Source organism: Aeoliella sp. (assembly GCF_965227375.1).
Classification (GTDB): Bacteria; Planctomycetota; Planctomycetia; order Pirellulales; family Lacipirellulaceae; genus Aeoliella.
Map to the genome: position 1 here is coordinate 2,443,300 of NZ_CBDDFX010000001.1, position 15,295 is coordinate 2,458,594.

The window sequence follows — 15,295 nt, forward strand, 5'->3', positions numbered from 1 at the left end:
CAATCACCGCTGCGACAACCTCTCGGGCGATGCCGGGGCTTGGCCCAGTAGGCGTTGCGACTCGGTGAGCAGAAAGTCGACATCGGTGAACGGCTCGTAGCTGATGTCGTGCCAGCGGACTTGTCCCTGCCTGTCGATGAGGAACGTGCCGTGTAGCGGGGCGTCCTCGAAGTCGTCGTAGCAGCGGTAGGTGCGGAAGGTTTTCTGTTGTGGATCGCAGACCAGCGGGAAGGGGATCGACTTGCCGCTCGTGCCGAAGTCGTTGACCGCTTGTTGCAGTTGATCCGCCGACTCGCTGCTGATGCCAATCAGGTCGATGCCCAAGCTCTCGAATCGCTCAGCGTCTTTGGCGAATGCGTGCAACTGCTCGACGCAGTGCAGGCAGCCGTGGCCGAGGTAGAAGATCACCACCACCGGGCGGCCAGCGAAGTCGGATTGCTTATAGGTCGCGCCCTGGTGATCGGCGAGCGACCACTCGGTCGCCGGTATGGGGCTCCAGCGGAACGGTCCCAAAGTTGCAAGTTCAGGGCGCTCGCCCAAGTCATCAGCCGGCGTGCGGGCGATTCGCCAGTCGGCGGGCAGCTCGAGTCGTTCGGCAAGCGGAGCGAGCCGCGCGAGCAGCGGGGCGTCGAGGTCGGCCTCGGCTGCAAGGTGGCGGAGCTTGTCGAATGTCTGCTCCGCCTTTTCGTGTTCACCACACGCTTCGAACAAGTAGGCTGCGCGGGCTGCGGGCAGCACTTGGTGAGGCTCTTGCTTGACGAACGACTCCGCGATCTTGTGCGCCTTTTCGTTCTCGCCCGCCCGCGTGTAGGCGACCGCCAGCTGAAAGCGGTCCATCTTCTTCGCCTTCTCCAGCTCGGCAAGCGCCGTTTCGGTGTCGCCGTCGGCCAGGAGCAGCAGCCCGAGAATCTCGGCCGCACGTTCTTCGCTGGCCTTGATGCTCCGCTCGGCCTTCGCCCGGTCCCGCTTCGACTTCTTCTCTTCGCCCTTTGACTGCTCGCCGTCGGTGTTGCTCGGTTCGCCGTTACTCTGGCGGAGCTCGTCGATCAGTCCTTCGAGTTCGGCAAGCGTCTCGGCGGCCGCTTCGTGGTCGCTCGCATTAGCCTGCGCAGTGCCTAATGCGTACAGGTATTCGCTCTCGTCGTCGGGCGTTTCGCCACGGTCGAAATCGGCCGATTGCAACGCGGCGACCATTTCGTCCCACATCTCAAACCGCGTGAGCACCTCGGTCAGCCGCTTGCGTCCGTACCCGCTGCTGCTGTTGCCGATGCTGGGAACGTTCACCTTGGGATGCCGCGGCAGCGAAACCATGTTGGCGGCCAGCGCGTGGGCGTCGTGTACGCGGCCCACGTTCATCAGGTTCCGGCACAGCCACTCGTTGTTGTGAGCGTAGTTATGAATCTGGTCGGGCAGCACCCGGTCGCGCATCATGTGCTGGTGATCGACCCGCGCGGAGGCTTCCTGCTGCCAGGCGGCGTCGTGGTAGCGATGCAGCTTCGAAAAGATGTGCGCCGGCATGTGCCACATGTGAGCGATGGTCGGCGCCGACGGCCCGCACCTGGCGGCCGCGTCGAGCCCCCGCTCCGGCTGGTTCACGTCGTCCCACAGGTGAATGCGAAAGTGATGCAGCGGGTGCATAGGCTGCTGGGCCAGCACGACTTGCATCATGTCTTCGTACGCCTGCGCGCTGGTCGGCTTCACGCCGGCGCGGTAGTGCAGGTGAAAGAAGTTGCCGATCAACGCCCGCGCTTCGAGCTGCTCGGGGTGCTTGAAGACGATCTGCTCCAGGTCCTTGACGTAGCGCAGGCGGCGGTCTTTGTCTTTCTTCTTGTTTTGTTCGTTCAGGAAGCGGTGGTAGGCTTCGATGTGCAATCGCTCGGCGTCGGTGACTTTGTCGCGCAGCTCGTAAGCTCGCTCGATGAAGCCGCGGGCGCGCTCTTCATTCTTCACGTTCGCCTGGGCCATACCCCAGTAAGCCATGCCGCAATCCGGATCGATCTTGGCCGCCTGCCGAAACGAACGCTCGGCCTCAAAATACCAGTAGCCGTGCAGTTGCCCGACGCCCTGATTGAAGAACGCCTGCGCCTCTTCGGAAGTGGTGGTCACCGGGAAGTCGACATCGCCGGTGCCATGCATCAAGTAGGCCGCCTGACGAGGGCCCTCGTTAAACGCCTCCCCCTGATGCGAATGCCCGGCGAGCAGCTCGTCGTCGGTCTCATCGGCCCGCACGGTGCATGGGGCCGAAGCCAGGCTGAGCAAGAGAACACAATTCAGCAGCGAGTGACTTCGCATGGATAGGTACCGAAGGAAGGCAGGCGGGCGGGACCGTGGGAGGGGAAAGCACAGAGCTAGAGTTTAATAGGCGGAGCACCGTAAAGCTAGTTAACCGGCGGGCCGTTTAGTAAAACGCCATCTAGTGCATGAGAAACGGCGAATGCTCCGCAGGATATTCGTGCTGGGTGGACTCTGGCGAGAGGCTAAAGTTGCGCCGAACGAAGATGTTCCAGTACCTTCATGAGGCCTTGGCGAGATCGGCACGCGGTGTGCATCGATTCACATCGGTGGCTCTGAGCCTGCTCGCTACATCGAATTCGTGCATCGCGAGTACAGGTGGCGTGCGGAAACGCACGATGCTCTTGCTTGTGGACGAATGGCGAGCTTCGCGGAGTTCGAAATTGGGACCCATGCCGCAATAAGAACAACACTTGACCATGGTACGTATTTGCCTCTTTGTGGCCCTGGCCTTTGTTGGCTCTTGGTTGTCACTCAACGCGCAATCGATGGCCAGGATCAGTTGGGACATCTGGAGCCTATTCGTAGCGGCTCCGTTCCTCGTCTTGGCGTGTGTCTCGCTTCTAAAGCGTGTGCCTTTGGCCGCCGTGGTGGGCGCATGCGTCGTCGGAGTTCTGGCCGTTGCGATACCTTACGGATTGCTTCTGCACGCTTCGAACCAGAGTGGAAGTGGCGTTCCCATCGGCGGTGTGCTGCTCGTGCTGCCAATGCCCCTATATCTTCCTATCGCCATGGCGCTGGGTGCATTTGTGGGTTTGCGCTTCAAGAGAAGAGCAGCTCCAAACAGCGGGAGAAGTTGATCGGGTTGCTTCGTCTTGTCATCCTCAAGCTTTGCCTTCGCATGGACAGGTACGACGGGGAGGATGGCGCGCGGGGCGACCTTAACAGCGGGGATAGCACAGAGCTAGAGTTAAATGGCCGGATGGCCGTGATGCTAGCGAGCGGGCACAAGTGGCGGCGCGGTCGCTTGGCGGGGCGCTGCAAGTGCATGAGAATCAGCAAATACACCGCAGGAATTTTGCAACGGTCGATACGCTGTTCGCGGTTCGCCTTACGCTTCAGCTCACCCTCAGTGGGTCGATGTGATGCTTAGCATAACTATCTTCCTCGATTAGCTCATACGGAAGGCGAACGGTGAACACAGAGCCGACTTGCTCTTCCGATTTTACGCGAATCGTGCCACCGTGCAGATTTACAATTACATTGTAGGCGATTGACAATCCTTGCCCTGTACCCTTACCTATCTCCTTGGTCGTGAAGAACGGGTCGAATATTCGCCGTTGAATGGAGTCGGGGATACCAGAACCGTTATCCTCAACTTCAATCATCACCATGTCACCTTCTCGGCGTGTGCGGATCCGAATCTTTCCGTTGCCATACTCACCATGTCTCTCGATGATGGCGTCTGCGGCGTTGACAACCAGGTTCAACAGAACTTGGTTGATTTCAGACGCGAACACCGGAACCTGCGGCATAGTGTCGTCCAGCTCAAGCTCAACACTTGCTGAACGCTTCCAACGATTTCGCGAAATGGTAAGTACCGACTGTAATGCGTGATTAAGGTCGACTGCCTCACGACCTTTCTGACCGGGATGCGAGAAGGTTCTCATTGCTTGGATGATGTCTACCGTGCACTGAATACCCTCGCGGCATTCGTCAATGGCTTCTTCAACCTGTGTTCGAATGGAGTCGAAATGGAAGTCCGCAATCGCATTGTCAATCTCGGTGCGGCGTTCATGCCAAGGGATTGGTTTCTGGCTCCTGAGGAGTGATTCGTATTGACTGACCACTGCACACATCTGGGCTACCGATTCGCCTACGTATTCGACATTGTCTTGCACATACTGCATCGGTGTATTGATTTCATGGGCGATCCCAGCAGACAGCTGTCCAATCGACTGCATCTTCTCTGCGTGCGTCACCTGCTGTTCCAGTTTCTTGATGTCTGTCAAGTCGGTGATGAAGCATAGGTAGATCAGCTCTCCCTGATAGGTCGTGGTATGAACATCAACTTCTACCGGAAACGTGTCTCCCGATTTGCGTTGATGGACAGTTTGGAACTTCAGTTGATCAACTCGTCCCGTGACTAACGGTTCGATCAACTTTCTAATCTGATCCGCAGAGAACTCGCGATCGTAGTCTAGTGGCGTCATCGACAGCAATTCATCACGTGAGTAGCCTAGGGCTTCACTCGCACCTTCGTTAACATCGATGACGCGCAAGTCTGACTGGCGAATGAGCTGTATTGCGAAGGGAGCCTCGGAGATGATCGTAGCAAGTGACTCTGCCTTTTGCGCCTCGGCCATCACCTTCTCCATCACTAAGGAAATACGATATCCAGTCAGAGTCATGATCAGCAGCACAACGACGCCCCCGACACCAAATATCCACTGTGCCGCATCTAGATACGCCCTTCTAACGGCAAGGTCGTAGGATATGACGATGCGACCGATCTCTTGATGCTGATAGTCGAAGATCGGGTAGGTAGCGATGCGATAATGTCCACTATCTTCTACATGAAGCCCCGCACGTCCACTTTCGAACATCCTGTCCGTAAGTATTTCTTCTGCAAGTCGCTTATCTGTGGCGGCCACCTGCACCCAGTTACCGATTCGCGGATGGGCGATTGAATCGCAGAGACCTGTCGCAATACTCAGCAAGTCCTCCCGCATGTAAAGGAATATCTCTTCCTTTTCGTTCCAGGCGACAGCGTTGACCAATGGAAGATAGGGGGCGAGCACCTCCACCGATCCCAGATGTTGCCCGGAAGAATCTTCGATGGGAACCAAGCCGCGAATCACAAATCCAGCACGTCCTACCTCGATTCCTGTAATGGGTTTGTCGGGGTATTTGTTGATCTGGACTACCGTCCGGCGGAACGATGCGATGTCGTCGCAATTGTCCTGATCGGGTCGCCAGACTCGGAGGAGACTTCTGCCGCTAGGTAGGTGAAAGTGCAGGCGATAATCATCGCCGACCCACTTGGAAAACCCTTCTACCGACGGTTTTAGTTCCTTTCTTAACAACTCACGGGCCTCGGCGGTGTAAGGATCCTGATTGGCGGACATGTCACCTTGGTGAGCTGTCCGATAGGCGCGACGAACGGCTGGGTTCTGACTGAATACTGCTGCATGCGACAGGCAGTGCTGTGCAGTAGCTTGTGTGCTACTGTCAATTGCAAGCATCTTTTCGGTAATCTTCCCATGCAGCAGTTCGTCCAGTTCACTCTTGCGTAAATGGATCAGCACACAGTAGGCACCGACAACCAAGACCGAAGTCACTATCGCAATCGGAAAGAGTATCTTGGTGTGAATATTCATTGCCCCACAACCTGCACTGCCAAAACGATCGAGCAGCGAGTAGCTCTTTGGGTAAGTCTACGTCGCATGCTCTCCGATTTGACTCACAGTTTCGCGTCACTTGCCACACGGTGGTGGGGTTAGCATTCGTTTGCAGATTGTGCGGGACAGCAATCGTCCACGACCGCACTGGCAATTCCTGCTCCGTTTCAATTGTGTGGCGAGCTCTTGCCGAAGCTTGCCCCCCTTTAGAGACAAGCTATTGTTTTAACTGAGGATCTTGCACTTTATTTAGGGGCCTAATAATGAAGATTCGCGTATTGCTTGTGGATGATATCCCAAATGTAGTCAAGGCGATTAGCCGACGCATTGCAAATGAGTTCGATGTGCGATTGGCATACAGTGGCCCCGAAGCACTCGCAACGATGGAACAGTCAGAAATAGACGTTGTGGTTACGGATCTCGATATGCCACGAATGACCGGCTGGGAGTTCATAGGGATCGCGAGTCGCATGTGGCCCGAAACTGCTTTTGTTGTGCTCTCTGGTAACGTGGGTCTGCGGGATCAAGAAGCGGAACACCGTGAGATGGTCAGTAGGGTGCTCTCCAAGCCAAGTACAATTGACCAAGTCAGAAACGCTATCTGCGAAGCATATCGAGGACGCGCCAGCGAACAAACATCGGATTCTGCAATCCAAGCGGCGCAGGCGCATTAATGGATGATGGGCATTGCGTGGGCATGACACGCCGACGCAACGAAGCTATGTGTTGACTTGCGCGGCAAAGCCCGTGTATGTCGAAAAACTTGGCGGCGTGGGTGTGCGCACTCGGAGCGCGGAGCGAGCGGCCACTATCCCACGTCCGACAAATCGAGCGCCGCGCCGTACCGGCGGAGCATTTGGCTGCGGAGCTTCGCGTGTTCGGCGCTTGCCAGGCCGGGGTCGGTCGAGAATAGCGCCATCGCGGAGTCGCGGGCTTGTTCCAGCACTTCGGCGTCGCGAACCAGGTCGGCGATCACCAGCGGCGGCAGTCCGTGTTGCTGGGTGCCGAACAGGTCGCCGGGGCCGCGGAGTTGGAAGTCGAGTTCGGCCAGTTCGAAGCCGCTGCTCGTGGCGGCGAACTTCTGCATCCGCTCTCTGCCGGTGTCGCCGAGGTCCTCATCCACCAGCACCGCGCAGAATCCAGGGTGCGACCCGCGGCCCACGCGCCCGCGGAGTTGATGAAGTTGGGCGATGCCGAACCGCTCGGGCGAGGCGATGATCATCAGCGACGCGTTCGGCACGTCGACGCCCACCTCGATCACCGTGGTGGCCACCAGCACTTGCGTCTCTCCGCGGCGGAAACGCTCCATGGCGTCGTCCTTCTCCATGGCGGTCATGCGGCCGTGCAGGATATCAACGCGAAAGTCAGCCAGCTCGCCGCTGGTGAGGTTCTCGAACGCCTGGTCGACGCTGGCGGCTGCGACGTTTTCAGACTCTTCGACCAGCGGAGTCACCACAAACGCCTGGCGACCTTCGCGGAGCTTGTTGCGGGCGAAGTGCCACCACCTGTCGCGTTCGCCGGGGCCGACCACGTAGCTGGTGACCGGCTGGCGGCCGGGTGGCATGTCGCGGAGCGTCGAGACGTCGAGGTCGCCGAACTGCGTCATGCTCATCGTCCGCGGGATCGGCGTGGCGGTCATCACCAGGTAGTGCGGCGAGCGATCGCCCCGCCGCAGCGCGGCCCGCTGCTCGACGCCAAACTTGTGCTGCTCGTCGATCACCACCAGCCCGAGATTCTTGAACTGAACCTTCTCTTCGAGCAGGGCGTGCGTGCCGATCACCAGGTCGATCTCGCCCTCGGCCATCTCGCGCAACACTTCTTGCCGCTCGGAAGCCTTCAAGCCGCCGACCAGCAATCGATAACGAACTCTGCTCTGTACGAGCAAGCGCTCGAGTGTGTGGGCGTGTTGCCGGGCGAGGATTTCCGTCGGCGCCATGAGCGCCGCCTGATGCCCGTGGGCCACGCACACCAGCAGCGCGTACACGGCCACCAGCGTCTTGCCGCTGCCCACGTCGCCCTGCAACAAGCGGTTCATCGGCGAAGTGGCGGCCATGTCCTGGGCGATCTCGTCGACGGCCGACCGCTGGCCGGGCGTGAATTCGTACGGCAGCAGTCGCGTGATCCGTGCGTCGATCTGCGCAGTGGCTTCGAGCGCCGGGGCGAGGAAGTTCACGCGCTGTTGATGCCGGCGCGCGGCGAGCGCCAGTTGCAGGATGAACAGTTCCTGGAAAATAAACCGCCGCCGCGCAGCGTTCACTTGCTCGAAGTTCTCCGGCAGATGAATCGAACGCAACGCTTCGCCGATAGATAGCAGGTCGTACTCGGCCAGCAGTTCGGGCGAGAACACCTCGTCGGGCACGTCGGCGAACTTGGGCACGACCTCGCCAGCGATCCGCCGCATGTGGAACTGGCTGAGTCCTTCGGTCAGCGGGTAGGTCGGTTGCAGGTCGCTGGGCTCGGAGGTTTGCTGATCGGCCTCGGCAAACTCATCTCCCAGCCACACGGTGTGCGGGTGCGTCATCTCCCAGCGGCCGCCGCGCATCTTCGGCTTCGCCGAGAACTGCACCCGCTGCCCGACTTTGAACTTGTCGCGCATGAACGGTTGATTGAACCACGTGGCGCGGAGCAGTAATCCGCGGTCGCTCACCAGCACGCCGACGCGGCTTTTGCCGAAGCCCGTGCCGCGGCTATCGACCTCCTCGACAGTGCCGCGCACGGTTTGCAGGACGTCCTCTTCCAACTCAGCGACGGGGCGCAGATCGGAGAGGTCCTCGTAGTCGCGGGGAAAGTTGAACAGCAGGTCCCGTACCGTGCGCAGCCCGAGCCGCGCTAGTTGACGCTCCTGCGGCGGGCGGACGTTGGCCGCTTCGACGATGGGCGTGGCGAGGATTTCGGCGGGAGTGGACAACAGGGAATGACCAAGGACGAAGGGACAATGACCAATGAGCGACTATTCTCTATTGGTCATTGTGAATTCGTCCTTGGTCATTCACAAGCACCGACGCCGGGAGGGCACCTATAGGTATTTCTGGTACGCCGCGACGGCCAGTTCGTCGACGCGGTCGTTTTCCGGGTGCCCGCTATGCCCGGCGACGCGGGTGTAGGTCACCTGGTGGTCGGCCAACAGGGCGTCGAGCTTCTGCCACAGGTCGACGTTCTTCACCTCGGCCCATTTCTTGCCCTCGCGCCGCCGCCAGCCATTGGCTTTCCACTTGGGCATCCACTCGCTCATGCCTTTGCCGACGTACACGCTATCGGTAAACAGCTCGACCTCACTGGGCCGCTTGAGCGTCGAGAGCCCTTCGACCACCGCGGTCAGTTCCATGCGGTTGTTGGTGGTATCGCGCTCGGCGCCAGACTTCTCAAGTTCCTTGCCGGTCGGCAAATGGCGCATCAGAAACGCCCAGCCGCCAGGGCCAGGGTTTCCAGAGCATCCGCCGTCGGTGTAGAGGTGAATCATTTAGGAGGGGTCAGGGGTCGGGGGTCAGGGGGAGGGCGGGCATCAACCCACTCGAAACGCATAGCATAACGAAGTTGATGCGTTTCATGCACCCTGCTCATTTTCTCCGGGTAAAGGCAGTGATTGTAAACATGATGGCAGCCACAATTGCGCCGGCAGCAATAGCGACTACAGTCAAGAATAGAAATGGGAAGACGAAGCGCAGGGGTTCCGTGTCTGTCCAGTCTAAAAAGGACGCGATGATTGCGCTTGCGATCACGCCCGCGACTCCGCCAAGTAGGGCTCCCAGTCCTGTCCCCCGTGCGATATACGCCCAGATCGATAAGGCCGTCGTCGTTGGATGCTTCTCGAGCGCGTTCGACGTGGTTTGTGGAGGCTCAAATGGATTTGGAGGCACGGGTTCGCTCCCCATCAGCACCTACCCCGCATCCTTATGCGCCGGTGGGTCGGCTTTCGCCCCGTCGTCGTCGCCCTTGGTCGGGGTCATATAGTCGCCGACGTGGGGGCGGTGCAGGGCGGCCACTTGTTCCTTGAGTTGCTGGTCGAGGTCGCTCGTTGGCTCGATCTTCCACGGCAGCGTCACGGTGAACGTGCTTCCCTTGCCGACCACGCTGCTCAGGGTCACTTCGCCGCCCAGCAGTCGGCACAACTCGCGGACAATCGACAAGCCGAGCCCGGTGCCGGAGTACTCGCGGGTCATCGCGTCGCCGCCGGGCAGGGCTGCGCCGCCTTGGCGGAACTTCTCGAACACCAACTGTTGGTCGGCTTCGTTGATGCCGATGCCGGTGTCGTCCACCTCGACGCATAGCATGCCGGTATCGTCTTTCGAGGCGTTGATCGTGATCCGCCCACCCTCGGGGGTGAACTTGATCGCGTTCGACAGCAGGTTATTCAGGATCTGCTGCACCTTCGCCTGATCTTGCTCCACCGGAGGCATGTTTGGCTCGAACGTGCACTCGATGTCGATGTTCTTGCTCTCGGCCAGCGGGCGGGCCATGTCGCACAGGGCGTCGACGATCGACTCGATGCGGAATTCGCTCGGCCGGATGTCCATCCGCCCACTCTCCATTTTGGCGAGGTCGAGAATGTCGTTGATCATCTCGAGCAGCAGCGATCCGCTGCGGCGGATGTTGCCAACGTACCGCTTTTGCTTGTCGTTCAGCGAGTCGATGTCGTGCAGCACGTCGCTGAAACCGAGGATGCTGTTGAGCGGTGTGCGCAGCTCGTGGCTCATCGTGGCCAGGAAGTCGCTCTTGATGCGGTTCATTTCGTACAGCCGCATGTTGGCCTGGGCCAGCTCGTCCAGCTTGCCGTCCAGCTCGCTGTTTACTTCGGTGAGCTCGTCGCGCTGCCGCAACAGCTGGCGAACCATCCGGTTAAATGCGGCGGCCAGCTCTTCGAACTCGTCGCCCGTGTAGATCTCGGCCCGCTGATCGACGTCGCCTTCGCGCACCGCGTTCGATACGTCGCGCAGGTGCTGCACCGGTTTGACGATCACGTACCGCACCACTGCCCACAACATGAGCATCGAGAGGAAACCTGTCACGATGGCCGCGGTCCACAAGATAGCTTCGCCGCGAGCCAGCTTGTTGGCCGTGGGACCATGGTCGAACGAAATCCGCATGATCGCCAGCAGCTCGCCCTCTTTCAGGTTCCTGCGAGCCCACTCCTCGGGCATGTACTTGTGGCAGTCGACGCATGACGCCCGGGCATAGAGGGGATAGTAGTACTGGTACATCTTCTTCCCATCCACCAACGCCACGCGATCATATGGTTCGGCGCCTTCGGGAAGGAAGCTGTCGGTATCGATGTCCATCGAGGCATCGAGATGCGATTCGTCTTTCAACTGGTCAGGCGAGAGATGGAATTGCTGGTACTGGGCAAACAGCGCTTCTTCGGTGTCGCCTTGCGGCTGGTTGAGGTTGTACTTGTTGGGCGGCAGAATGGCCTCCGCGCGGGACGCCGTGCCATACCGTAACCGCTCTCCCATCATCTCCTTGAGCAGATCGTCTTCGTCCTTGTCGGCCGACGATTCGCTGTCGTCTGCAGGTCCGCTTTCGATGGTCGCGATGCTTTCCCGCGCGGCGTTCTCGTCGCTCGCATCGCGGTTCTTCATCTTCATTTCGACGTCGCGGTGTACCTCGGCGTAGGCGGTGCGGACCAGTTGCTTGCCGAGTTCTTCGTTCTGCTTGTAGATTAGTTTCTTGGCGTACGCGCCATAGAAGTAGAAGCTGAGGAAGATCAACAACCCCAACGACACCCCAAACCACCAGCGGCACTTCCGCTCGAGGCTCGACTCGCCGAACACGCGTTTGAAGGTGGAGTAGGACAACGGGAGGAGTGAGGATCGAGGGGCCCGGGGTCAGGGAGTGCTAGCATTCGTACACTTTATTGTAGAGCAACAGCGGGGCAGCAGCCAATGTCATTGCCGCCGTGGTTACAGCGCATTCTCCCTGATCCCCGACCCCGGAATCCTCCTCCGCGTCACATCATGTCTACCGGGTCGATGTCCACGATCCACTGGACGTCTTCGGGCAGCTTCAGTTTGCCGGCCAGCGGCTCGGCGGCTTGGTGCAGCGTGGCCACGTCGGGGGCGATCACCAGCACGTGAAAGCGGTACAGCTCGCGGAGCTTCGAAATGGTGCAGGGGGCGGGGCCGATGACGCGCGCCCGTTCGCACGCGGCGCGCATCTTGCCGGCCAGCTCGTCGGCCACGGCCAACGTCACCTGGTCGTTTGGTCCGCGGATCACCACGCGGGCCATGCGCCCGAACGGGGGATAGCTCAGCATTTCGCGCTCGGGCAGTTCGCTGGCGGCGAACGCGGTGTAGTTGTGCTGCATGGCCGCGACGAGGGCAGGGTGGTCGGGCGAAAGAGTCTGCACCAGCACGCGCCCGCCGCGGGTGCCGCGTCCGGTGCGGCCTGCGACTTGCGTCACCAGGTGGAACGTTCGCTCAGCAGCGCGGAAGTCGGGGAAATGCAGCGACGTATCGGCATTCACCACGCCCACCAGCGTGACGTTGGGGAAGTCGAGTCCCTTGGCGATCATCTGCGTGCCGAGCAGCACGTCGACTTCACCATGGCGGAACGAGTCGAGCGCCTGCTCGTGACTGCCGGGGCGGCGCATGCTATCGGTATCCATCCGAAGGACGCGGGCGTCGGGGAATCGAGAGCGAACTTCGGCTTCAAGCTTCTGCGTGCCGAAACCGCCGTAGCGAATGTTTGCGTCTTTGCACTCGGGGCAGTGCGTGGGCGGTGGCTCCACGCGGTCGCACCAGTGGCACACCACGTGGTTTGCCTGGCGGTGGTACACCATCGACACGTCGCACGACTCGCATTTCAACGCGAAGCCACACGAGGGGCATTGCACGTGTGTCGAGAAGCCACGGCGATTCAAGAGCAGAATCACCTGCCCGCCATCGGCCAACGCGGCGGTCATCGCCTGGTGCAGTGGGCGGGAGATGGCGCCGCGGCCCCACTTGCGATGTTCTTCGTCGCGAAGGTCGACCGCCCGAACCACCGGCAGCGGCAGGTTCGACACCCGATCGGGCAGCGAAACCAACTGGTAGTCGCCCCGCCCAGCGGCGTGCCACGCTTCGAGCGACGGAGTGGCGCTACCCAGCACCAGCGGCACGTTGTCCATTCGCGTTCGCTGGAGCGCTACCTCACGGGCGTGGTAGCGCGGTGCGGTGTCCTGCTTGAACGAAGTCTCGTGCTCCTCGTCGATCACCACCAAACCGAGATGCGGTGTGGGAGCAAAGATGGCGCTTCGCGCGCCGACCACCACTTGCACCTCGCCCGACGCGATGCGCTTCCACTGGCGATGGCGTTCCACGTCACTCTGGTGACTATGCAACACGGCCACGTGGTCGAACCGCTCGCGAAAGCGGCCCACCGTCTGTGGTGTGAGGCTGATCTCGGGCACCAGCACAATGGCCTGCCGCCTGAAGCTCACGACCTTCTCGATGGCTTGAATGTAAACCTCGGTCTTGCCGCTGCCGGTCACGCCGTGCAACAGCAGCGTCGACTGCTCGCGGCGATCGAGCGCGGTGGCAATCGTCTCGAGCGCGGCGGCTTGAGCCGGGTTGAGTTCCAACGGCTCGCGGCGGGCGACTGGCTGTTCCAGTAGCGGGTCGGTGTCGATGCGTTCGACGCGCGACTCGACGAGTTCTTTTTTCCGCAACGCGTTCAGCGGTCCCGCGGTGCACTCGGCGCGGGCCATCCACTGGTTCATCGCCAGCGGTTTGCTACTGGCCGCCAGGATCTTCAGCGCGTGGGCTTGTTTCTCCGGCAGGTCGAGTCGCGTGATGCGGGCGGCCACCTTGGTGGGCACCGAGAACAGCGTCGTCTCGCGCGTGCCCGCCTTGCCGCGGACCCCGGCCGGCAGGATGCCTTCGAGCACCTGTCCGAGCGGCGCGAGATAGTACTCGGCGATCCACCGGCCGAGTTCGAGCATTCGCGAAGAGAGCAGCGGCGCGGTGTCGAGCACCGCCGAGATCGGCTTCAGCTTGCGAGTGCCGACGTTCGTCGTGGCGACTTCCACGCAGTAGCCCACCACCGGGCGATTGCCACGCCCGAGCGGCACCCGCACACGGCGTCCCGCTTGGGCCAGGACCTCGGGCTTCTGCTCGTTGGCAAACTCCTCGGGCAACAGATAGTCGAACTCACCCGCCGGGCCTGTGGAGAGCACCACCCGCGCGACGCGGCGGTGCTCCACTTCGTCGAGTTCCCACTGCGGGGGCTCGGTGTCGAATAGGTTTTGCTGGCGGTTGGACATTGCATGTATTGTAGGGACGATCGCGGTGCGCGTGGCGATCGGGCGGTGGTCTTGTTACCATACCAGTCCCGAGCCCCCTGTCCCCAGCCCCCTTCGGCCCCAACTTCCACGATGCGACTTGGACTCTTTGGCGGAAGTTTCGACCCCGTGCACCTCGGGCATTTGGAACTTGCGCGGTCGTGCCAGCAGTCGGCGGGGCTCGACCAGGTGTGGTTCTTGCCGGCCGCCACGCAGCCGTTCAAGCAGCGTGGCCCCGTGGCGAGCGACGACGATCGGCTGGCGATGATCGAACTGGCCATCGCCGACGAACCCTCGTGGCAGATTTGCCGCGTGGAAATCGACCGCGGTGGACTCAGCTACACGGTCGACACACTCAGCGCGCTACACGCTGAGCATCCAGAGGCCCAACTGTACTTCATGATGGGCGCCGACGCGCTGCACGACTTCCCCACCTGGCGCGAGCCAGCCGCGATCTGCCAACTCGCCACACCGCTGGTCGTGGCGCGAGCCGGCGAGCCGGCGCCGGACTTCGACGCGCTGCTATCGGTTTGTACTCGGGAGCGAGTTGAAGAGGTCCGCGCCGCCCAAGTCACCATGCGCGAAATGCCGATCTCGAGTAGCTCGATCCGCGCGACGATCGCCGCCGGAGACGACGCCAGCGCTTTGTTGCCGCCGGCCGTGTGGAAGTACATCGAGTCGCACGGTTTGTATCGTACTTAGGCCCGGCGTTTACGCCGGGTTCTTGCGTTCGCCACACTCGCGGTCGAGGAGTAGACTTTCCACAGGTTGGAGCGATACCGAGACCGCAATGGCCGCGATTTGCTGTGTGGTTAGACGCGGCTTGGTTGCGGTCTCGGTCACACGCCGGCGAGTGGTGAGCGTATTCCTTGTGAGTCAACGGATAGAAACCCCGGCGTAAACACCGGGGCTAGGCATGCTTGGACTATGCCTGGTTCACGGGGCGTTACTTAGCCCCATCAATCAAGTCCCGCAGCTCGCAACTCATCTCCAACCCTTCAGGCGTCGGCTCCGAAGCGATAGCAGTCGCCAGTTGTTCGAGTTGTTCCTCCACTGGTTGCGCAACGTCGACCACCAGCCAGCGTTGCTCGCCTACCTGGCAGTAGCCGGTGCCGCTGCCGCCGAGGTGTTCGTAGCGGATTTCGAAACCTTGCTGCTTGGCGATGGCGATCGCCTCGTCGAATAGCTGTCCGCTGGTCATAGGTGTGTCTCTGGCAGTGGTGAAAAGTAGGGCGTTTCAGCGGGTGGCGGCATTCTATGCCGTTGTGCTTGAGTTGCCCACGCGAATCCGACGATAGGTTTCAGTGAGGACTCTAACTGTTGGCGTAGTAATTAGTTAAGCCCTGTTTGTCGGAGAAGATCGGCAGGCTGTCCGTGGCGAGGCAACCTGGGAAGACTCTGACTGTCG

The 15,295-nt window shown here is 60.7% G+C and carries 9 protein-coding genes; 2 read left to right on the forward strand and 7 right to left on the reverse strand.

Annotated elements, in window-relative coordinates:
- Nucleotides 1–3: 3 nt before the first annotated feature.
- Both ACQK2L_RS10060 and ACQK2L_RS10065 read right to left on the reverse strand, forming a co-directional pair.
- A complete protein-coding gene (locus tag ACQK2L_RS10060) occupies nucleotides 4–2,292 on the reverse strand; it encodes a redoxin domain-containing protein (RefSeq protein WP_425396825.1) in 2,289 nt (762 codons plus the stop codon).
- Nucleotides 2,293–3,350: 1,058 nt separating this feature from the next.
- Complete coding sequence (locus ACQK2L_RS10065) at nucleotides 3,351–5,612, reverse strand: ATP-binding protein (protein WP_425396826.1); 2,262 nt, start codon at nucleotides 5,610–5,612, stop codon at nucleotides 3,351–3,353.
- Between the two features lie 284 nt (nucleotides 5,613–5,896).
- Here ACQK2L_RS10065 and ACQK2L_RS10070 point away from each other — a divergent pair, with 284 nt between their 5' ends.
- Nucleotides 5,897–6,307 carry a response regulator gene (locus tag ACQK2L_RS10070; RefSeq protein WP_425396827.1) on the forward strand — a complete coding sequence of 137 codons (411 nt, stop codon included), beginning with the start codon at nucleotides 5,897–5,899 and terminating at the stop codon, nucleotides 6,305–6,307.
- A gap of 134 nt (nucleotides 6,308–6,441) precedes the next feature.
- On the opposite strand, the gene recG is transcribed toward ACQK2L_RS10070, so the two are convergent.
- The 4 genes from recG to priA form a co-directional block, all read right to left on the reverse strand.
- On the reverse strand, nucleotides 6,442–8,541 hold the full coding sequence (gene recG / locus ACQK2L_RS10075; RefSeq protein ID WP_425396828.1) for an ATP-dependent DNA helicase RecG: 2,100 nt from the start codon (nucleotides 8,539–8,541) through the stop codon (nucleotides 6,442–6,444).
- Nucleotides 8,542–8,649: 108 nt separating this feature from the next.
- Nucleotides 8,650–9,093, reverse strand: a complete 444-nt coding sequence (rnhA, locus tag ACQK2L_RS10080; protein ID WP_425396829.1) for a ribonuclease HI — start codon at nucleotides 9,091–9,093, stop codon at nucleotides 8,650–8,652.
- A gap of 418 nt (nucleotides 9,094–9,511) precedes the next feature.
- The gene (locus tag ACQK2L_RS10085; protein ID WP_425396830.1) at nucleotides 9,512–11,425 is read right to left on the reverse strand and encodes an ATP-binding protein; all 1,914 of its coding nucleotides are present in this window, start codon (nucleotides 11,423–11,425) and stop codon (nucleotides 9,512–9,514) included.
- 152 nt (nucleotides 11,426–11,577) lie between these two features.
- Nucleotides 11,578–13,869 (reverse strand): replication restart helicase PriA, encoded by a 2,292-nt coding sequence (gene priA / locus ACQK2L_RS10090; protein WP_425396831.1) that lies wholly within the window; start codon nucleotides 13,867–13,869, stop codon nucleotides 11,578–11,580.
- 111 nt (nucleotides 13,870–13,980) lie between these two features.
- On the opposite strand from priA, the gene nadD reads away from it, so the two are divergent.
- Nucleotides 13,981–14,589 (forward strand): nicotinate-nucleotide adenylyltransferase, encoded by a 609-nt coding sequence (gene nadD, locus ACQK2L_RS10095; protein ID WP_425396832.1) that lies wholly within the window; start codon nucleotides 13,981–13,983, stop codon nucleotides 14,587–14,589.
- Nucleotides 14,590–14,833: 244 nt separating this feature from the next.
- Here the strand turns inward: nadD and ACQK2L_RS10100 are convergent, their stop codons facing one another.
- Complete coding sequence (locus tag ACQK2L_RS10100; RefSeq protein WP_425396833.1) at nucleotides 14,834–15,088, reverse strand: hypothetical protein; 255 nt, start codon at nucleotides 15,086–15,088, stop codon at nucleotides 14,834–14,836.
- Nucleotides 15,089–15,295: the final 207 nt, after the last annotated feature.

Bases quoted from the DNA above. Each gene is read 5' to 3' on its own strand.
- ACQK2L_RS10060 (WP_425396825.1), bottom strand. From the start codon at position 2,292: ATGCGAAGTCACTCGCTGCTGAATTGTGTTCTCTTGCTCAGCCTGGCT.
- ACQK2L_RS10065 (WP_425396826.1), bottom strand. From the start codon at position 5,612: ATGAATATTCACACCAAGATACTCTTTCCGATTGCGATAGTGACTTCG.
- ACQK2L_RS10070 (WP_425396827.1), top strand. From the start codon at position 5,897: ATGAAGATTCGCGTATTGCTTGTGGATGATATCCCAAATGTAGTCAAG.
- rnhA (WP_425396829.1), bottom strand. From the start codon at position 9,093: ATGATTCACCTCTACACCGACGGCGGATGCTCTGGAAACCCTGGCCCT.
- priA (WP_425396831.1), bottom strand. From the start codon at position 13,869: ATGTCCAACCGCCAGCAAAACCTATTCGACACCGAGCCCCCGCAGTGG.
- nadD (WP_425396832.1), top strand. From the start codon at position 13,981: ATGCGACTTGGACTCTTTGGCGGAAGTTTCGACCCCGTGCACCTCGGG.
- ACQK2L_RS10100 (WP_425396833.1), bottom strand. From the start codon at position 15,088: ATGACCAGCGGACAGCTATTCGACGAGGCGATCGCCATCGCCAAGCAG.